This window comes from Caenibius tardaugens NBRC 16725 (assembly GCF_003860345.1).
Classification (GTDB): Bacteria; Pseudomonadota; Alphaproteobacteria; order Sphingomonadales; family Sphingomonadaceae; genus Caenibius; species Caenibius tardaugens.
In genome coordinates this window covers 1,906,373-1,926,010 of sequence record NZ_CP034179.1, presented here as the reverse complement: position 1 = coordinate 1,926,010, position 19,638 = coordinate 1,906,373, and the positions used below count along the sequence as shown (strand labels likewise).

18 protein-coding genes and 2 tRNA genes are annotated in these 19,638 nt (G+C 62.5%); 11 read left to right on the top strand and 9 right to left on the bottom strand.

From position 1 onward, the window contains the following. Window positions 1-515: 515 nt before the first annotated feature. The 3 genes from EGO55_RS08870 to EGO55_RS20490 form a co-directional block, all read right to left on the bottom strand. A complete protein-coding gene (locus EGO55_RS08870; RefSeq protein WP_021689779.1) occupies window positions 516-2,576 on the bottom strand; it encodes a ParB/RepB/Spo0J family partition protein in 2,061 nt (686 codons plus the stop codon). Between the two features lie 588 nt (window positions 2,577-3,164). Continuing rightward, a tRNA-Arg gene (locus tag EGO55_RS08865) sits at window positions 3,165-3,241 on the bottom strand. Between the two features lie 144 nt (window positions 3,242-3,385). Further along, a tRNA-Arg gene (locus tag EGO55_RS20490) sits at window positions 3,386-3,453 on the bottom strand. Window positions 3,454-3,599: 146 nt separating this feature from the next. Here EGO55_RS20490 and EGO55_RS08860 point away from each other — a divergent pair. The 9 genes from EGO55_RS08860 to EGO55_RS08820 all read left to right on the top strand — a co-directional run bounded on the left by EGO55_RS08860 (window position 3,600) and on the right by EGO55_RS08820 (window position 12,528). Then, window positions 3,600-4,166, top strand: a complete 567-nt coding sequence (locus tag EGO55_RS08860; RefSeq protein WP_021689780.1) for an MmcB family DNA repair protein — start codon at window positions 3,600-3,602, stop codon at window positions 4,164-4,166. A 224-nt stretch (window positions 4,167-4,390) separates the two neighbouring features. Next, entirely contained in the window at window positions 4,391-5,998 is a 1,608-nt protein-coding gene (locus tag EGO55_RS20950; protein WP_210766683.1) for a PAS domain-containing protein, read from the top strand. A 100-nt stretch (window positions 5,999-6,098) separates the two neighbouring features. Continuing rightward, window positions 6,099-7,490, top strand: a complete 1,392-nt coding sequence (locus EGO55_RS08850; protein WP_040715471.1) for a M48 family metalloprotease — start codon at window positions 6,099-6,101, stop codon at window positions 7,488-7,490. Continuing rightward, on the top strand, window positions 7,483-8,214 hold the full coding sequence (locus EGO55_RS08845) for a DsbA family protein (protein WP_021689783.1): 732 nt from the start codon (window positions 7,483-7,485) through the stop codon (window positions 8,212-8,214). The genes EGO55_RS08850 and EGO55_RS08845 overlap by 8 nt, the downstream gene beginning before the upstream one ends. Before the next feature lie 98 nt (window positions 8,215-8,312). Then, window positions 8,313-9,506 (top strand): sensor histidine kinase, encoded by a 1,194-nt coding sequence (locus EGO55_RS08840; RefSeq protein WP_021689784.1) that lies wholly within the window; start codon window positions 8,313-8,315, stop codon window positions 9,504-9,506. Next, window positions 9,503-10,297, top strand: coding sequence for a LytR/AlgR family response regulator transcription factor (locus tag EGO55_RS08835; protein ID WP_021689785.1), 795 nt, complete (start codon window positions 9,503-9,505; stop codon window positions 10,295-10,297). The genes EGO55_RS08840 and EGO55_RS08835 overlap by 4 nt, the downstream gene beginning before the upstream one ends. 133 nt (window positions 10,298-10,430) lie before the next feature. Next, entirely contained in the window at window positions 10,431-11,291 is an 861-nt protein-coding gene (gene nadC / locus EGO55_RS08830) for a carboxylating nicotinate-nucleotide diphosphorylase (protein WP_021689786.1), read from the top strand. 62 nt (window positions 11,292-11,353) lie between these two features. Next, window positions 11,354-11,797, top strand: coding sequence for a hypothetical protein (locus EGO55_RS08825; RefSeq protein WP_021689787.1), 444 nt, complete (start codon window positions 11,354-11,356; stop codon window positions 11,795-11,797). 17 nt (window positions 11,798-11,814) lie between these two features. Beyond that, window positions 11,815-12,528 (top strand): ribonuclease T2 family protein, encoded by a 714-nt coding sequence (locus EGO55_RS08820; protein ID WP_021689788.1) that lies wholly within the window; start codon window positions 11,815-11,817, stop codon window positions 12,526-12,528. Here the strand turns inward: EGO55_RS08820 and EGO55_RS08815 are convergent. Then, complete coding sequence (locus EGO55_RS08815) at window positions 12,525-12,983, bottom strand: nucleoside deaminase (RefSeq protein WP_021689789.1); 459 nt, start codon at window positions 12,981-12,983, stop codon at window positions 12,525-12,527. The genes EGO55_RS08820 and EGO55_RS08815 overlap by 4 nt on opposite strands. A gap of 126 nt (window positions 12,984-13,109) precedes the next feature. Between EGO55_RS08815 and rpmB the strand changes: the two genes are divergently transcribed. Next, a complete protein-coding gene (gene rpmB, locus EGO55_RS08810; RefSeq protein WP_021689790.1) occupies window positions 13,110-13,397 on the top strand; it encodes a 50S ribosomal protein L28 in 288 nt (95 codons plus the stop codon). 39 nt (window positions 13,398-13,436) lie between these two features. On the opposite strand, the gene EGO55_RS08805 is transcribed toward rpmB, so the two are convergent. The 4 genes from EGO55_RS08805 to xseA are packed head-to-tail and all read right to left on the bottom strand — an operon-like array spanning window position 13,437 to window position 17,181. Beyond that, window positions 13,437-14,489, bottom strand: coding sequence for an esterase-like activity of phytase family protein (locus EGO55_RS08805; protein WP_021689791.1), 1,053 nt, complete (start codon window positions 14,487-14,489; stop codon window positions 13,437-13,439). Between the two features lie 39 nt (window positions 14,490-14,528). Next, window positions 14,529-15,458 (bottom strand): M23 family metallopeptidase, encoded by a 930-nt coding sequence (locus EGO55_RS08800; protein WP_021689792.1) that lies wholly within the window; start codon window positions 15,456-15,458, stop codon window positions 14,529-14,531. After that, complete coding sequence (locus EGO55_RS08795; protein ID WP_021689793.1) at window positions 15,455-15,658, bottom strand: DUF2093 domain-containing protein; 204 nt, start codon at window positions 15,656-15,658, stop codon at window positions 15,455-15,457. The genes EGO55_RS08800 and EGO55_RS08795 overlap by 4 nt, the downstream gene beginning before the upstream one ends. A 26-nt stretch (window positions 15,659-15,684) precedes the next feature. After that, entirely contained in the window at window positions 15,685-17,181 is a 1,497-nt protein-coding gene (gene xseA, locus EGO55_RS08790; RefSeq protein WP_021689794.1) for an exodeoxyribonuclease VII large subunit, read from the bottom strand. Between xseA and purD the strand changes: the two genes are divergently transcribed. Next, on the top strand, window positions 17,180-18,478 hold the full coding sequence (gene purD / locus EGO55_RS08785) for a phosphoribosylamine--glycine ligase (protein WP_021689795.1): 1,299 nt from the start codon (window positions 17,180-17,182) through the stop codon (window positions 18,476-18,478). The two genes, xseA and purD, sit on opposite strands and share 2 nt — an antisense overlap. Before the next feature lie 51 nt (window positions 18,479-18,529). On the opposite strand, the gene EGO55_RS08780 is transcribed toward purD, so the two are convergent. Beyond that, the gene (locus tag EGO55_RS08780; RefSeq protein ID WP_021689796.1) at window positions 18,530-19,525 is read right to left on the bottom strand and encodes an adenosine kinase; all 996 of its coding nucleotides are present in this window, start codon (window positions 19,523-19,525) and stop codon (window positions 18,530-18,532) included. Between the last annotated feature and the right edge of the window lie 113 nt (window positions 19,526-19,638).

Here is a 19,638-nt window from a genome sequence, read left to right as displayed (position 1 = left end):
AGGGATGCGTGTCGGTGCATCGGATCGGGAGAACTCTGGCGGCACTGACGATCGGTATCACCATGGCGCTGTTTTCACGCGACCGCCCATCTGGCTGCTCTGTCACCGCCCGCAGCTTCGCGCCGGTAGAAGACTGCCACTGGATGGGCAGTTGCCCGGAGATGACTAACCGATAGAGTTTTGATGGTCGCGACTGCGCCATCAGGCGCCGTTGCGCGTCAGTTGCTGAGCTATGGCTGCGAGCCAAATCCGCACATTGCCGGGCTCATAGGCACCGCTGCGCAACCGGCTTGTTCAGGGTCTCGCTCAGGGCGGCGGGCCTTGCGTCACGCTGCCGGTCTGGTGGGCTTTTAATATGCACTTCCTTGCCAGACAGCATGCGGCGTCATGAGAATATCGGTGAACACCCTGTCTGTACATTATAAGAAGACATGGCCGCGCCTCTCGGGCGCGGCCGCGTTTTTTGCCGGATATAGAGAAAACCGGGGCCGCATAATGCAGCCCCGGCCTCCGGTTTATTCCGCCGCTATGGCATAAGCGTCTTCGCCGCTGTCTCCTTCGATATTGGGAGTCTGCGGGTCGGACAGCGGTTCATCCGTCCCGGCCTCCATATCCGCCACCGCTTCTGGTTCGGCGCTGCTGGCCGCCGTGCGCAGCAAGGCAGGCAGCCATCCCGTTCCGGTAACAAGCTGTTCGGCTTCCCCGGCCATATCCACCTTCTTCATCGGAGCGATACGCTCGGCGGCTTCCTGCGATACGGCTTCACGCACAGCCATGCCAATCTGCGCCTTGGTCACGCGCCCAAAGTAACTGCGCGCCGTCGGCGTCCAGTGCCGGGTCATGTCGAGGTCCACGGCCTGTGCCAGAACACCTGCCGCAGCAATCCGGTTCATCGACCGTTCCCATGGCAGTTTCACCGCATTGACGGTGAGCGACACGCAATGCGCCAGCAATTCGTTGCGGCTTTGGCTGTCCATCGCAGTGATGAAGGTCCAGAGGTCATCCGCATCGGCGGGAAGCTGTGCGCCCCATGCGTCATGCCGTGCGTCCAGTGCTTCGGCGGCGGCGGTGTCACCAATGCCATCGGCATGGCTGCCAAGCGGCTCGCTGCTCACGCGAAGCTCAAAGCAAGACTTGCCCTGTCCATGATAGAACAGGTCCGACACCAGCGCATCGGTCAGTGCGATCATGGCGATGTCCGGCTGTTCGCCCAGCGCAAGACGAAGGCCCAACGTGCGATGTGCGGTCAGGTCGCGGACAAGAGCATCCGACAAGGGCTTGCCGCTATCGGTTTCCTCGTCCTCGCTGTCCTCCGCATCGTCCCGATCCTCGCCGGCTTCGATGGTTTCTGCCTCGTCATCTGCCGCAAGTTCGTTGTCCGGTTCCGGCTGCGGCTCGTCCTCGGCTTTCACGAACCCGCGCTCAATCCGTGCGGCCCCATTCGATCCGAGACAGACGAACACACCGCCACGGGCAATGACCTCGGGATCATAGGCATATTGCTTCTGCTCGATGGCATCGATCTCGGCGTCCAGCGCCTTGACCTTCGCCACCACGTCCCCGGGCATGTCCTCATAGGCATCATAGCCCTGCATCAGGCTGTCATATTCCGCCGTGGCATCAACCAGCCGATCCTTATCGGCATCGGACAGGGCAACACCCTGCGGATAATAACGGCGCATGCCATGATCGTGCGGGAAGTCGGTGGACGTCTCGGCCCATTTCCAGCCCTCGGCCAGAACGCCGGTCGCCATCTCGCGCAGCTTCTCCGTTACCAGCAGGTCCAGCAGGCCCGCATCCTCGAAGTAGCCGCCATCGTCTTCGGTGAAGAGGTCGCGGATGATATGGCCACCCTCTTCGGTATAGGCTTCGGCTCCGATGAACAGCGCACGTCGGTCATCGGCAGGCACATGGCTGGCGGTAAGGTCGCGCCGGATGATCCACGGTTCCTTGTTGTAGGACAGGTTCTCGAACACCTGTTCCTGCCGGGCATGGTCATCGGTGATGGCGAAGGCTGCCAACTGGTCGAGCGTCAAACCGTCCTGCCGGTAGATATCCATCAGCTTCGGACTGATCGCGCCAAGGCGAAGCCGCCGCTTCACCACTTCGGGAGATACGCCAAACCGCGCCCCGATCTCTTCCGCACCCCAGCCACGATTGGTCGATAGCTCATGGAAGCGCTCGAACTGGTCGGCGGGGTGCATATTGGTGCGGGTGATGTTTTCGTCCAGACTGATTTCAGACGGGTCGTTGCTCGTATCGAGCCAGCAGCGCACGGGCTCGGTCTTCCTGATCTGTTTGCGCTTCACGCGCAGTAACTGCGCCAGCCTGCGACCTTCGCCAGCGGTGACGAAATAGAAGCCGGTCGGTGGGCCATCCGCCTTCAACTCGGGTTCAATGACGAGGTTCTGGATCAGCCCCTTGTGATGGATCGATGCGGCCAGCGCCTCGATCGCGGCCTCGCCATGCGGCACCTTGCGGGCATTGCGCGGGGACTTTTTCAGCTTGTTCAGCGGGACAAAGATTTCAACGCCCGTAACGGACTGCGCGGCGATGGTTTCGGTTACAGCGTTCATCTCACTTCTCCTTCAAAACCACACGCACCCCGGAATGGGGTGGGCGGCGAAAGAGCGACTGGAGGGACCGCCGGCAGAGCCGGACAGCACCCGCAGGGCTGGAACGAAGAGGAAGACGCGCCATGCGCGTTGCAGCCCGGCGCGGCGGGCCTAAAGGGAAGCGACGCCCACCCCATATCGGAGTGCAACGACAAACCGGCGCGATCGGGCCTGTGAGCCTGGGCGAACGACGAGGCCCGATCTCCGCAGATGCGGAAAAGCGCAAATCCGGGGATACGGATTTACGGAAAGGCGGGACTACGCCCTGTCGCCAGTCCGATCGTCACCGGAATCGGACGAAACCCGCTACGGGGTTCGGTCGGAGCGGAGCGGAGATAGAGCGGCGGTCCCCTAGGGAGGCGCACATCCCCCTAATGGCGAATCCGCTATGCCAGCTGGATACATGCTTCCGCAGAATAATCCCACGAAGCATTGAAATGTTTGGAGAAAAGAAAGTTTGACTGGATGCGCTGCTTCCGTGAGCTCGCGAAAATCCTGGCTGACACCTCGACTGGAAGCCAGTCAATATATTGATTTTAAAGGAATAAATGGCGCACTCGACAGGATTCGAACCTGTGGCCTCTGCCTTCGGAGGGCAGCGCTCTATCCAGCTGAGCTACGAGTGCATCCCGTCCCCCGTAGTTGGGGGCTCAAAAATCGTCAATCCGCCAACTGCTTCCGTGGTGCTTCCGTGAGGATTTTCCCTCGAATTTCCGCTTCCGCAATATTCGGTCTAAAATCTTGTTTCTTAAACTCTTTTTTCGTCTTCCGGCACCCCAGAATCAGCTTGACTTCTGCCTTCGGAGGGCAGTACTCTATCCAGCTGAGCTACGGGTGCGTGGAGGGGCAGTTAGCAGCGTGTGCGGTGGCATGCCAGCGCTTTTACAAGAATTGCACAACGAGCCGGTCTTTGCCCGATTTCCCGCCAGGCGGGGCTCACCATCAAGGCCGTATCGCCATGCCCGGCTTGACGGAGTTCTCTATATGTTCTCTACTTCCGGGATGATCGAATCACCGGCCTCTGATGCATCCGGCAATCTGGCTGATGCAGAACAAACCCAAAAACGATCGGCACACGAACTGCCGGCGCAAGAACGGGAGGCCCGCGCCGTAGCTCGGGGAATCGCCCGGCTGTTCGCCCGCAACAACATCTGGTGCCTGCCGGAAATGCCCCTGCGCAATGGCAGGCGCGCCGATCTTATGGGACTGGACGAAAAAGGCCGGATTGTGATCGTCGAAATCAAGGTCGCCCGCGCGGACCTGCTGGGCGATGCGAAATGGCCGGATTATCTCGATTTCTGCGACCGGTTTTTCTGGGGACTGCCGCCGCATCTCGATCGGTCCTGCCTCGAACAGCCGGAATTCCTTCCCGAACGCTGCGGCGTGATCGTGGCCGATGGGTATGATGCGGAAATCCTGCGCCCGGCCCCCTCGCTCGCTCTGGCCGCCGCGCGCCGCAAGGTGGAAGTGGAACGCCTTGCCCGCACCGCGCTGCGCCGTGCCGTACTCTCCGCCGATCCCGGTCTGGCAGCGCTACCCCAAGGCAATTGACACCGCGCCGCCACCGCGCGGTCGGCTTCCGGCCCATGTTCCCAGGCGTCAGGTGCACAAAACTACGGGCATCCCGACCTCTTTTTACGAATAATTTACCATGCCACGGCATGAATGTACCCGACGAATGAACGCGGGGACTTTGCCACGATGGACAGTTTGAGGGACACTTCGCAGACGGCCCCGACATCGGGACGCAGGACTATGGCCTGGCGGAGGACGATATGAGCGGCGAAGCACCGCCCGCTTCGATCGGGCAAGACGAACGCCGCATGCAAGTGCGCGCCTACAATCACTGGGCAAGCCTTCTTGGCGACCGTAATTTCCCGCCGGTTGAAGATCTCCGACCGGAAAACCTGGGCGATTTCGGTCCGTTCGGCGTATTGCTCGATTTCACCTCGGGCATAGAAAACCCCGGCATCGTATTTCTCGGCAGCGAACTGGCCCGCGAATGCGGTGCCGATGCCGAGATAGAGCGCCTGTCCGATGTCCCCAGCCGGTCGCTCCTCTCGCGCATTACCGACCATTACATGCAGATTCTCGCCAATCAGGCCCCCATCGGCTTCGAGGCGGAATTTATCAACCAGCGCGGCATAACGATCCTATATCGCGGGATTCTGCTGCCGTTTTCCAGTGACAACGACACGATCGATTTCATCTACGGCGTTATCAACTGGAAAGAACTGGCTGATTCTCTGGCGACAGACGAACTGCTGCTGGAGATCGATCAGGCGCTTGATGTCGATAATGCAGCCGTTCTGCCTCTGGTTGCCGAAGCGCCGCTGACGGACTGGGCCGATGGCCCGGCCGCAGAAGGGATGGATGGCAGCGAAAGTCGCCCGCTCATTGCGGATGACGACATTCTCGATCTTGGCACACCGCTGGATGATGATGACGATGAAGACGCCTATCACGAGGGCCTCCCGGAACCGTCATTCGGCCAGAGTGTAAAGCCCCGCAGCGACGGATTTGCATCGCTGGCTGATATGCTTATGCCCAAGGGCCTGCGCGAACCGGGTCCGCAAGACAGCGAGATGGCGCGGCTCGCCAACAGCGTGCTGCTCGACTCCGATGAGGAGGACGAGCATAGCTATTATGGCGATGAAGGCCCCTTCAGTTATCGCCAGACACCATCAGCGGGGCCAGTCGATGCACTGCTAGACAGCCATTCGGACGACGCCCATCAGGGCATCGAGGAAAGTCGGGCCGCTTTCGCCGAAGTCGATGAAACCGATATGGGCCTGGGCGATTGGCTGGCGACCGCGCGGCAAATGGCCGAAACCGCGCGCAACAGCGAAGATCGCACACGCCATGCGCTCTATGCCGCAATTGGCAAGGCCTACGACTTTTCGCTGGCCGCAACCGAAGCTCCGGCAGAATTCGCCGAACTGGCAGCGGAATCTGGCCTGACGATACAGGACCGCGCACCGATGACACCGGTTGTGAAACTGGTATTCGGCGCGGACTACGACAAAACCCGTCTCACGGAATATGCCACGGCGTTGAGCCATGGGCACCGGCTGGGGCTTGCCCGCGGAGAACTGGGCGCCTTCCTTTCCACCGCCAAGGGCGGGCTAAAGGCCGTGGTGGCCACCGAACGCAACCTACGCCGCGCGGAAAGCGGCAAAGGCGACGGGGAAACTGCGCAGGAAAAGCTCGTTCAGAAGCTGCGCGCGCTCGAACCGATTGCCTTTGAGGCCATCGAACCGGACGGCAGCGAGTTCGCCCTGATCATGGTGCGCCGCTTGGAAACCGGAGAGATCATTATCCTCGGCGAAGTGCCGGAAGATATTGCCCTGCTTGAACGCGCGGGGCGCAAGCTTGTCGAATAATCCGGTCATCTGATCGGCGCATCGGGCCCGAATAATCGCCGTTTCGGGTATCTTCATTTCCCGTTCAGCAGCAAACGCGCTAGCAAGGGTAGCGATGCGCATGCCTGCCCGACTGCTCCCCCGCCTTTTGGCGATTGCCGCTGCCGTGACGCTGTCCGTGCAACAGGCGGCTGCGCAATCCATCCTGCGCGACGCCGAAACCGAAGCCTTGCTTCAGGAGATGAGCGCCCCTCTGGTCAAAGCCGCCGGACTGGAAAAGGGCAATGTCGAGGTCATCATGATCAATGATCCGTCGATCAACGCCTTCGTCGCCGGTGGTCAGGCGGTCTATATTCATAGCGGGCTGATCAACGCGGCGACCGATGCGGGCGAAGTGCAGGGCGTGATTGCCCACGAACTGGGCCATGTCACCGGCGGGCACATCATCCGGTTCGACGAAGGCGCAAAAGCGGCCACCAACATCACCATCCTTTCGCTGTTGCTGGGGCTGGCCGCAGCCGCCGCCGGGGCGCCGGATGCCGCGATGGGCGTCCTCGCCGCAGGGCAACAGGCCGCAATGGGCAAATTTCTGTCCTTCACCCGCACGCAGGAATCCTCGGCGGACGCGGCTGGTGCGGAATATCTCTCGAAAGCCGGCATTTCCGGGCGCGGATCGCTCGAATTCTTCAAGAAGCTGCAAAACCAGGAATTTCGCTACGGCTACAGCCAGAGCGACGAAGCCGGTTTCAGCCGCACGCACCCCCTGACCGGCGATCGCATCGCCAATCTGCGCGAAACCTATGAAAAAGACCCGGCGTGGACGAAGGCCACTGACCCCGCGCTGCAGGAACGGTTCACACGCGTGCGGGCCAAGCTCTATGGCTATCTTGCCGAACCGGCCAAGACGCTGAGCGTCTATCCCCCCACGGATAACAGCATCCCGGCGCATTACGCGCGCGCCTATGCCTATCACAAGGATGCGCTGATCAACAAAGCGCTGGTGGAAACCGCCGCGCTGATCGCGGCAGAACCGAACAATCCCTACTTCCTCGAACTGGAAGGTCAGATCCTGCTGGAATCGGGCCGTCCGGGCCAGGCCTTGCCCGCCTTGCGGCAAGCCAACCGGCTGACCGGCAACAACCCGCTGATCGCAACGATCTTCGGCCACGCGCTGATCGCCACGGAAGACCCGGCGAACTACCCCGAAGCCGAACGCGTGCTCAAGGCGGCGGTCACCCGCGATCGGGAAAGCCCGTTTGCGTGGTATCAGCTGGGCGTAGTCTATGCCGCGCAAGGCGACATGCCCCGCGCCCGGCTGGCCAGTGCCGAACAGCAGGTGATGGAACGCCGTTTCCCCGAAGCGTTGCAGAACGCGCAAGCTGCGTTTACCGGTCTGCCAGTCGGTTCACCGGACTGGTTGCGCGCGCAGGATATCACCATGCAGGCGCGCGCCGAGATGGATAAGAACAAGAAGAAGAAAAAGAAGAAGAGCGAACCAGAGGGCAATGGCTGAACCATCCAAGACCGGCGTCGCCCGGATTATTTTCTTCGCGCTGGGCACCGTGGTATTGGGCTTTGCGGGCGGTTATGCCGCATCCTGGACCGGATTGACGCGACCGGGCACGGAAGCAACCGTGCGCGCCTATATTCTGGACCACCCGGAAATCCTACCCGAAGCGATGAATCGCCTGCAGGCGCGCGAGGTGGCGGCACGGCTTGCCCCCATTCGCGCGCAAGTGACCGCACCGTTCCCCGGGGCTGTGCTGGGCAATCCCAACGGGTCGAAAGTCGTGGTCGAATTCAGCGATTTCGCCTGCAGTTACTGCCGCCACAGCGTTGCCGAAGTGGATGCCCTGATCGCCAGCGACCCGCAGGTCAAAGTCGTGATCCGCGAACTGCCGATCCTGTCGGAACAGAGCGCCGCCGCCGCCCGTATGGGGCTCGCCGCCGCTGAACAGGGACGCTATGCCGCGTTCCATCACGCCATGTACGAACTGGGCCCGCCGTCCCCTTCCAGTATTACCGCAGCCGCACAGAAGGCAGGGCTGGATATGGCGCGCGCGGAAAAGATCGCAACGTCGAAGGCCGTCGAAACCGAACTGGCCCGCAATACGGCCATCGCCGAACGGCTCCAGTTCAACGGCACGCCAAGCTGGGTGGTCGGAGAACAGGCCTTTTCCGGTGCGGTGAGCCGCGATGTGCTGGTCGAGGCGCTGGCGGGCAAAAAGGAAGAATGAGAGCAGGCGTGCCGATCACGCCACAGATGCCGGAATATACCCGGCAGAACGTGCAAAAGGTCTGACGTAATGCGCGAAATCGGCTAAAGGGTTCGGTTATGGCCGTGCTGCCCCTTCGTCCGACACCTTTCTTCGCCAACAAGAACCGCGCATTCTGGCACTTGCAGATCGCTGGCTGGGGCGGGGCCATGGTGCTGCGCGCCATGACCACAGTGGCCAATGAAAAGCCGCTCTCGTTCCTGCTGCTGGTGCTGATCGCCACGATTACCGGCTTTTCGATCAGCCTCGTGCTTTCGGTCATCTACCGCCAGTTGATCCATCGCCGCCCGCTGGTGACCTGGGGCCTGACCGGTATTGCCCTGGCCGGGGCGGTGAGCGTTTCGGCCTTTATCAACGGCTGGGTCATCAGCCTCTATCAGGTCAACAGCGAAGCCAGCTTCGCCCAGTTGTTCGTGGGCGTGTTCTATATCGACCTGACTCTGCTGGGGGCATGGTCGGCGTTGTATTACGCGATCAACTTCTACGTGCAGATCGAGGAACAGGCCGATCAGATGCTGCGGCTCGAAGCGCAGGCGACCAGCGCACAGCTGGCCATGCTGCGCTATCAGCTGAATCCGCACTTCCTGTTCAACACACTCAATTCCATCTCCACGCTCGTGCTGCTGAAGCAGACCGAACCGGCCAATGCCATGCTGATGCGGTTGTCATCGTTCCTGCGGCACACGCTGATCAACGAAGCGGGGAGCAAGGTTACCGTCCAACAGGAAGTGGAGGCTCTCAAGCTCTATCTCGATATCGAACTGATGCGTTTCGAGGAACGGTTGCGCACCGAGTTCCGCATTGCGGACGATGCAGAAGACGCGCTTTTGCCGTCGCTATTGCTGCAACCACTGGTCGAAAATGCGATCAAATATGCGGTTTCGCCTCAGGAAGAAGGGGCCAGAATCACGATTTCAGCGCAACTCGTCGGCCAAAGGCTTCGGGTTACCGTCTCCGATACCGGGCCGGGATTGCAAAATCGGGAGCTTCGCCCGACTTATCCAGGCGTCGTTACCGGCGCCGGGGAATCAACCGGGGTTGGCCTGCCCAATATCCGGGATCGACTCACGCAGGCTTATGGTGACGAACATCGTTTCGAAATTCGCACCCCGCCTGAGGGAGGTTTTACCGTTATTATCGAGATTCCCTATGAGTCCGCCAAGGCGCTGGAACCGGCACCGGTCCCCCAGCCTGCCACAGCAGCTGTCGCAGCCGCCCTTCCCGACAAACGACCGCTCGGAACCAACGCATGACAATCCGCACCATTCTCGTCGATGACGAAAAGCTGGCTATTCAGGGCCTGCAATTGCGCCTCGAAGCCTTCCCCGATGTCGAAATCATCGACACCTGCTCGAATGGCCGCGAAGCCATCCGCAAGATCAAGACCGAAAAGCCGGATCTTGTCTTCCTCGATATCCAGATGCCGGGTTTTGACGGTTTTTCCGTTGTCAAAGGCGTGATGGAAATCGAACCGCCGCTGTTCGTCTTCGTCACAGCCTATGAAGAACACGCCATTCGCGCGTTCGAGGCAAATGCCGTCAATTACCTGATGAAGCCGGTCGACGTGGACAAACTGGCCGATACGATCGAACGCGTCCGTCAGCGCATGGCCGACAAACGTTCTGCCGACGAAGCCGAAAAGCTAAAGAACGTGTTGTCCGAAGTCGCCCCCGATGCCGTGGACAGCCTGCCCGAACAGGAAGACACCACCAATCGCTACGAAAAGCTGATCAACGTCAAGGATCGCGGCCAGATCTTCCGCGTCGATGTCGATTCGATCGAGCATATCGAGGCCGCCGGCGATTACATGTGCATCTACACCGGCGACAATTCGCTGATCCTACGCGAAACGATGAAGGATCTCGAACGGCGGCTCGATCCACGCATGTTCCAGCGCGTCCATCGTTCGACGATCGTCAATCTCGATCAGGTGCGCCAGGTCAAACCGCACACCAATGGCGAATGCTTCCTCGTGCTGGAAAGCGGCGCGCAAGTGAAAGTGAGCCGTTCCTACCGCGACGTCGTGGCCCGCTTCGTCCATTAAACCCATTCCCGTTCGTGCTGAGGCCGTCCCGCGCTTGCCGACGGGCTGTTTTTCCTGTCTGGACAGGTTCCGGCTTTAACGCAGGCCGACCTTAAAGCAGAGTCATGGCGAGCGCAGCCGAACGGGAGTGTATATGGCTTTTGATATCGCAGGCTTCGATCTCGATGCCTTCGTTCGTGACATTCTGGCCGAAGATCTTGGCGAAGGGCTACCGGGCGGCGGACGGGATGTGACGGCCGAAAGCGTTATCCCCGCGGACGCCCGGTTTTCCGGGGTTATGGACAGCCGCGATGCCATTGTCGTGGCCGGGCTGCCCATTGCCGCGGCGTTCTTCCGCGCACTCGACCCGGCCATGGATATCGCCATTCTGGTTGAGGAAGGGGCCGCAGTGCCCGCCGGGACCAACCTGATGCACCTGTCGGGCAATGCCCGGGCCATGCTGACCGCGGAACGCAGCGCGCTCAACACCGTGCAGCACTTATCCGGCATCGCCACCATGACGCAGGCCTATGTCGCCGCGATGGGCGATACCGATTGCGTGTTGCTCGACACGCGCAAAACCATTCCCGGCCTGCGCCATCTGGAAAAGTACGCCACCCGCATGGGCGGCGCACAGAACCACCGCATGGGCCTGTGGGATGCCGCGATGATCAAGGACAATCACGTGCTGGTGGCGGGCGGCGTTGCGGAGGCCGTACGCCGCGCGCGCGATGCCGGGGTCGCCAACGTGATCTGCGAAGTGGACCGGATCGACCAGATCGAACCCGCGCTGTCCGCAGGCGCGAGCCACCTTCTGCTCGACAATATGGACGTGCCAACCTTGCGCGAAGCGGTGATATTGGTCGCTGGCCGTGTACCGACAGAGGCATCGGGCGGAATCAATTTCGAAACCATCGGCCCCAAGGCCGCAACGGGGGTAACCTATGTCTCGGTCGGACGCCTGACGCAAAGCGCCCCCGCCGCCGATATCGGGCTGGATTTCACCCCGCTCTAGAACGGTTTGCACGATACCGGCATTTGCGCCATGCTGCGCCGCACGGGTATTTGGGGAAGGTCATGCGGCCACGTTCGATTGTCCTGTTTGACGGGTTATTTCTCGGTTCGCTCGTATTGGGCGTGATCAACACCGCCATGTCCTTCGAAGCCAACCTGGCATTAATACGCGCCGATCCGGCTGCCGCGCAGGCCGGTTTCGGTATGGGTTTCCTCCTGTTCACAACCACAGTCGGTTTCGCCATTCCCTTACTGCTCTGGTACTTCATATCCCGCCGCGCCAGCAACGTGGCGAAATGGATACTGATCGCGCTGACCGGGATCGGTGTGCTGGCGATCATTCCCGCCCTGCAACAGCTGGCGAAACTGGGCACATTGCCCATGGCGGTTTCGCTGCTGATCACTGCCTTGCAGGTGATCGCGCTTGCCCTGCTGTTCAGGGACGATGCCAGGGCCTGGTTCGCATCGCGGGGGCAGGGCGGCCCCGATTCCGACATCTTCCGCTAAAGCAATACGCACAGGCGATGCGCACCGCATATCTGACAGCCACGATGGCCGGATTGGCGCTTTCTGCCGGTACGGCACAGGCACAGGCTTATCAATGTCGCGTGCCCGACAAGCCGATTGCCGTGCCCCGGATCACCCCCGACGGGCCTGCACGCTCCATGCCCGTCACCGGTTACACACTGGCGCTCAGCTGGTCGCCGGAACACTGCAAGGGCAAGGAGACACACGCGGGCGACGCGGTGCAATGTTCGGGTCAGAACGGCCGATTCGGTCTGATACTCCACGGCCTGTGGCCCGAAGGGGGCAACGGGCGCTGGCCGCAATGGTGCCCCACACCGCGCGCGCCATCGCCTGCACTGGTTCGCCAGCATCTCTGCACCATGCCATCGGCACGGCTGATGGCACACGAATGGGCCAAACACGGCAGTTGCATGACGCGCCATCCCGAAGCCTACTTCAAGGTCAGCCAGATTCTGTGGGATTCGCTGCGCCTGCCCGATCTTGATCGCCTGTCCCGGCAGGAAAATCGCAATGCCGGTTCGATCCGTCAGGCTTTCACCGCCAGAAACCCCGACTGGAAACCGGAACAGGTGGGTGTGCAGCTCAATGCGCGGGGCTGGTTGCAGGAAATCCGCCTGTGTTACGACAAGAATTTCATGCCCGCCCGATGCGCCCCGACTCAGTATGGCGCGCGCGATTCGGCACGGGCGAAAATCTGGCGCGGACGTTAACCCCGCCGCGCATGGAAAAACGCGCGCAGCAAGTGCGCCGCCTCCGCCTCTCCCATGCCGGAATAGACTTCGGGGCGATGCAGGCACTGCTTCTGTTCAAACACGCGCGCGCCCTGTTCCACCGCCCCGCCTTTGGGATCGGACGCGCCATAATAAAGCCGGGCGATCCGCGCATGGGTAATCGCCCCGGCGCACATCGCGCAGGGTTCCAGCGTCACCCACAGTTCGCATCCATCAAGCCGCTCATCGCCCAGCGCCTCTGCCGCGCGGCGAATCGCCAGCATTTCTGCATGGGCGGTGGGGTCGCGCAGAGTACGCGGCGCGTTATGAGCGCTGGCGATGATCTGCCCATCCTTGACCACCACGGCCCCCACGGGCACTTCCCCGGCGTGCGCAGCGGCTTCAGCCTGCGCCAGAGCGGCGGCCATGGGATCGGGTAAAGGCCAGCGATTCATGGATCACGGGCTAAACCGGCAATCACGCAGGCGCAATGCCGCCGATTTGCTTGACGATTCGCCTGACGCCAGTTATGCGCGCCACCTTCCGGGGTAACCCCCAGCATTTCGAAACGAGAGATTTCCATGTCGCGCATTTGCGAACTGACCGGCAAGGGCCGCCAGATCGGCCACAATGTGAGCCACGCCAACAACAAGACCAAGCGCGTCTTCCTGCCCAACCTGCAGAACGTCACGCTTCTGTCGGAAAAGCTGGATCGCAGCTTCAAGTTCCGCGTCAGCACGCATGGCCTGCGTTCGGTGGAACACAACGGTGGCCTCGATAACTGGCTGCTGAAAACCTCGGATACGAAGCTTTCCACGCGCGCCCTCAAGGTGAAGCGTGAAATCGTGAAAGCTCAGGCCGCTGCCTGAGTGAGGCGGCCCTTCGGGGCCGTTATCGCGAAAGCTGCGTTACTGCAAAAGCTGCAAGGGGCGTGCGGCCTGTCCGCTCGCCTTTTTTGCGTGCCCGCTTTCCGCGGGTAGCTTTTTCGCGTCCTGCTCCTCCGGCTTCCAGTGCAGCTTCAGCAGAAGCGTGCGCTGCAGAATCATGGCATTGTCGTCTGAAATAACCCAGACCCATGCCCCGCCATCATTGGTGGGCTCGATCGCCAGACCTTCATAATTGTCCGTCGGCAAGGGTGGGCGCAAGTCCGCCACGACTTTCCCTTTCCACACGCCCCCTTCGCGAATCGCGGCAGGATCGGCCAGCACGATCTTGCCAGTGAATCCCCCCAGACTGACCCGCCGCAACAGGATCAGCACCCTGCCATCGGGCAATTGCGCCATATCCGTCGGGCGATAGCCGGACGGCGGTGCGAAATGAAACCCTGTCGGCTCTGCACCGGCCACTGGATCGGACGGGAATAGCAGGGCCGGGCCTTTGGCCGCAAACCAGCCCTCCCGCGATTCGGACAAAACGATAAAACGCCCGTCCGCCAGTCGCACCATCGCTTCGGGCCCGCCGTTCGACGGCCAATCGCGCATGGCGGCAGGCCGTACGCTTTGCGGATTGCCGCCCTGTGCATCGCCCCGGACAATCGCATTGCTCTGTTCGTACCCGGTCCACAAAGTGCCGGTTTCCGGGTCACGGGTCAGCGACTCACTGTCAACTTCGCGCTTGTCATCGTTGCGTTCCATCAGGAACCAGCCCATGCGCGGTTGGGGATCGGCCTCAGACGGATCGGCAAAGCGCAGATAACGCCCACGATCGCTGATGGCGAGGAACCCGCCATCGCCCAACGGGACCAGCCCGGAATAGCCACCGAAATCATAGCCCGTGCCGCGTAGTTCCCATGCCGCTTCGAGAGCAAGATCGGGGCCCGGCGCGGGCAGTCCCGCGATGGCAAGCGGTACGAAGACCACACGCGGGTCCTGATTGGCAGGCGCCATCGCACCGCGCCCCCAGGTAAGCACCAGTATCAGGCAACAGAACAGGACAAGCGCGGCGCGGCGGAAGAATGACATCACCCCGCTGCTGTCATACGGTCGCTGTGCCCGCAAGCGTCAGCGCATGGGGCCTGTGAACAACAGCGGATCGAGACGGGCATCGCCCCATTTCATTCCCCAGTGCAAATGCGGCCCGGTGGCGCGCCCGGTGGCGCCAATCTTGCCGATCACCTGCCCCTGCTTCACCCGTTCGCCTTCGCGCACGAGAATGGCGGAGCAATGCAGAAAGGCGCTGTTCAACCCGTTGCCGTGGTCGATCATCAGCAGATTCCCCTCGAGCGAGAAGGGCTTGTCCGCCGCAAGGATGACCACTCCGTCAGCCGGAGCGACAAACGGAGTGCCCGTGGCGCCCGCCACGTCCAGCCCGCTATGATAGGCGCCCGGTTCCCCGCGATAGATCCGCTGCGAACCGAACAAGCCGGACAGGCGCCCTTTCGCCGGCCAGATGAATTTCTGGCGCCAGCCGTCGCTTTGCGCCTTCACCGCACGGGCCGCATTGATCCGGGCCAGTTCCGGTTCCCTGATCTTCATGAACGCCTCTGTCGCGCCACCGGGTCGACGCGCGGCATTGATATGTTCGATCCGCCACGCGCGCGGAGAAACCGTCAGGCGGCGATCGATGCGCCTGCCATCGCGCAGCTCGGCGGAAAGCATGGCAGACGCGCCCGAATCGCGATCGAATGCCACGAAGAACGCGCCATCCGTCAACAAGGGCTGTTCGCGCCCGTCCAGCGTGAGCCGCACGGTACCACCCGGCACCGTGCCGCGAATCCAGCCCCCCTGGGTCAGTTCGCCCGAATACCTGAACTCTTCCGGGCCGGGCGGCGTTGCGGGCCGCGTGGTCGCAGGTTGCGGGCGAGGGGACGCCTTTCCTGTCTGCGGGGGGATCGCCCCCCGATCATCCCGCGCGGGCGCGACGCAGGCGACAAGCAGTGCAAAGACCGCAGCCCCACAGGCGGCTGCCACAGTCCAGAAGCGCGCGGTCACGCCTGATCCAGCAGACGCCGCGTTGCCACTTCGGCTGAAACGTATGCTTCCTGATGCCGCGCACTCCAGTACCGCAGCGCTTCCAGCGGGATCGCCTCGCCAGTAACGGCACAAAGGACGTGACTGCCGGGTTTCAGCACGCGAAAATCGCTGGGCCCGTATTGCAGTTTGGCGACGGAATCTGGGGAAGTCATCAACATGACGTCATCCTACCAAAGCGCCGGGATCAAAGCAATTTGGGCTGTTCCCCCGATTCGGCGGATCGTGGTTTTGCCCGGGCAGACGCAGGGCGGGGCGGCGTCTTGCCCACAGGCGTGACATCAAGCGTGCCATCACGAAACTTGAGGACCAGCGCCTGCCGTTCGGCCGCTTCCGCCCGATCGGTCAGCGTTTTGCCACTGCTGTCCATCACCCGCACATAGCCGCGTTGCAGCGGGCGATCAGGGTGAAGCTGCTGCGCCAGCCGGTCCAGCGCCACCAGCTTTTCGCGCTGTGTTGCGATACGTTGGGTCAGCAGGGCGGGCGTAAGACGGACACTGTCCAGACCATGCGCCGCCCTGTCAAACCGCGCACGCAGCACGGCGGGCGACAGGTGCCGCACGCGTTCCTGCAGCCGTTCGCGTTCGCGCACGGTGCGATCGGCCAGCCCCCGGCGCAACCGTTCCGACAGATCATCCAGTTTCTGCACCTGCGATGCCAGCAAGACTTCGGGCCGGGGCAGGTGCCGCACGCGCGCATCCAGCCGTTCCCGCCCGAGACTGACCGGCCGCATAATCGCGCGCTTTTGGCGCAGCGCCAGTTCGTCCAGCAGCGCGGCCAGCTCCACCCGCACCGGGACTGCCATTTCCGCAGCAGCCGTGGGGGTTGGCGCACGGCGGTCCGCCGCATAATCCGCCAGTGTCGTATCCGTTTCGTGCCCGACTGCGGAAATGGTCGGAATCGTCGATTCGGCAATGGCCCGGACGACGACTTCCTCGTTGAAACTCCACAAATCCTCAATCGAGCCGCCGCCGCGCGCGACAATCACCAGATCCGGCCGGGGGATAGCGCCGCCGGGCGCCATGCCCGAGAAACCGCGCACCGCCGTTGCCACCTGTTCCGCCGCGCCTTGCCCCTGCACCAGGACCGGCCAGACAAGTACGTGGCTGGGGAAACGATCGGCCAGCCGATGCAAGATGTCGCGAATCACGGCCCCTGTCGGGGAGGTCACCACCCCAATGACACGGGGGAGATAGGGCAGGGCGCGCTTGCGCTGCGGCGCGAACAGCCCTTCGGCTTCCAGCCGGGCCTTGGTCTTCTCCAGCAGCGCCAGCAGGGCACCTTCGCCCGCGATCTCCATCCGTTCGATCACGATCTGGTAGGAGGATCGCCCCGGATACGTGGTGAGCTTGCCGCTGGCGATCACTTCAAGGCCGTCTTCCGGGTGGAATGCCAGACGTTGTGTGCTGCCCCGCCACATCACCCCGTCGATCCGGGCATTGGCGTCCTTGAGGCTGCAATAAAGATGCCCCGAAGCCGCCCGTTTCACACCTGACAGTTCCCCGCGCAGACGGACGAAACCAAACCGGTCCTCCACCGTACGTTTGAGCAGCGCAGATATTTCGCTGACCGAGAGCGGCGCAGCGTTGTCCCCGGGCGCACCCTTCGCTACCAGCCCGGCAGCGTCCCCGTTTCCGGGGGCAACCCCATTTGTGTTATCAGGGTCATCGAAGGGATCGGGCATGAATATCCTCTTGGCAGGTTCGGGCGGTCGCGAACATGCGCTGGCTTGGAAGCTGGCGCAATCCCGCCTGTTGGCAGACGGCGCCGGTACACTCTACGCCACACCGGGCAATCCCGGAATTGCGCAACATGCCGAACTGGTCGCTCTCGACCTTACGGATCACGAGGCGGTGGCCCGGTTTTGTGACGAAAACCGCATCGGGCTGGTGGTGATCGGGCCGGAAGCCCCGCTGGTCGACGGGCTGGCCGATTCGCTCCGTGCCCGGTTGATTTCGGTATTCGGGCCTTCGCAGGCCGCCGCGCAGCTCGAAGGCAGCAAAGGCTTCACCAAGGACCTGTGCGAACGCGCGGGCATCCCCACGGCGGGCTATGTCCGCACCCGTTCGCTGGCCGAAGCCACAGACGCGCTCGATCGCTTTGCCGCACCCTATGTGCTCAAGGCTGATGGGCTGGCTGCGGGCAAGGGCGTGGTGATCGCCGAAACCCGTGCCGAAGCGGAAGAGGCGCTGGCCGACATGTTCGGCGGCGCGTTCGGCGATGCCGGTGCAGAGGTGGTGATCGAGGAATTCATGACCGGCGAGGAAGCGAGCTTTTTCGCCATCACCGACGGCGCCACAATCATGCCGTTCGGCAGTGCGCAGGATCACAAGCGGGTGGGCGAAGGCGATACCGGCCCGAACACGGGTGGCATGGGCGCCTACAGCCCCGCACCCGTCCTGACCCCGGTTCTGGAGGCCGAAGTGATCCAGCGGATTATCGGCCCCACCGTCCATGCCATGACCAACGAGGGCACCTCGTACTCCGGCGTCCTCTATGCCGGGCTGATGCTGACGGTGGAAGGGCCGAAACTGATCGAATACAACGCCCGCTTCGGCGATCCCGAATGCCAGGTGCTGATGATGCGGTACGAAGGCGATCTGGGCGAATTGTTGCTGGCCTGTGCCGATAACCGGCTGGCCGCCCTGCCTGCGCCGCGTTTCTCCCCCGAGACAGCGTTGACCGTGGTCATGGCCGCCGACGGATACCCCGGCACGCCCAAGAAGGGCGGGCGGATCGCTGGCATCGATGCGGCAGAGGCCACGGGCGCGAAAGTGTTCCACGCAGGCACCGTACTGGGCGCGGACGGCACGCTGCAGTCGAGCGGGGGGCGCGTTCTCAATGTCACGGCGCTGGGCGACAATGTCACGCAGGCACAAGCCGCCGCCTACGCTGCGGTGGATGCGCTCGATTTCGCTGACGGTTTCTGCCGCCGCGATATCGGCTGGCGCGAAGTGGCGCGCGAGCAGACCCCGGATTGAGCATCGTCGTGACCGGGGCTTGCGATCAGGCTGCCCCGGCCCGCGTAAATATCAACCGAACCGCTGGGCCATCAGCGCCTTGAGATCCGCTTCCGGCCGGGCGCCATAGTGCGAAATGATTTCGCCCGCCGCCACTGCGCCCATGGCCAGGCTCTGCTGCAGGCTCGCGCCGCGCACATGCCCGGCAAGGAAACCGGCCGCGAACAGATCACCCGCGCCCGTCGTGTCGACGACAGCGTCCACGGGTTCCGCCGCAACTTCCACACGCGCACCGCCGCTAACCGCAACGGCCCCATGTTCGCTGCGGGTGACCACCAGCACCGGCACACTGGGCGCGAGCGCGGCCAGACCGGCCTCAAAATCATCCTCACCCGTCAGCGCCGCCAGTTCCGCAGCATTGGCAAACAGGATATCGATCTGCCCCGCTTCGATCAGCGCCCGGAAATCATCGCCATGCCGGGAAATCACAAAAGCATCGGACAGGGTGAAGGCAACCTTGCGCCCGGCATTGCGCGCCGCGGCGATCGCCTTCTTCATCGCCGCGCGCGGCTCTTCCGGATCCCACAGATACCCTTCGAGATAGAGCACGGCGGCGCTGGCCACCGTTGCATCGTCCAGCGCGGCCGCAGGAAGGAACTGCGATGCGCCGAGATAGGTGTTCATCGTGCGCTGCCCATCGGGGCTGACGAAAATCAGGCAGCGCCCGGTCGATGCATCCGCCACACGCGCCGGCGTATCGAAATCGATCCCCACCGCGCGGATATCGTGCGCGAAAACTTCGCCCAGCTGATCCTGTGCAACCTGCCCGATAAACGCGCATTGCAGCCCCAGCGCGGAAAGCCCCGCCAGCGTATTGGCGGCGGACCCACCCGAAACCTCACGCGCAGGGCCCATCGCGTCATAGAGTTCATGCGCCCGCGCAGTGTCGATCAGAGTCATCCCACCGCGCGCCATGCCCAATTCCTCGATCAGATCATCCGCACAAGGAGACATCACATCTACAATGGCGTTGCCGATGGCGAGAACGTCGTAACGGGGTGCGGACATGAGAATTCCTGTTCCAAACTGTGCCTGTGCGGCGCTTAGCGGTTCATCCCGCAGAGGCCAAGACAGGGGAGCGCTTATCCGCGCATCACCGTTCTCCTGCGTTGACTTGCGAT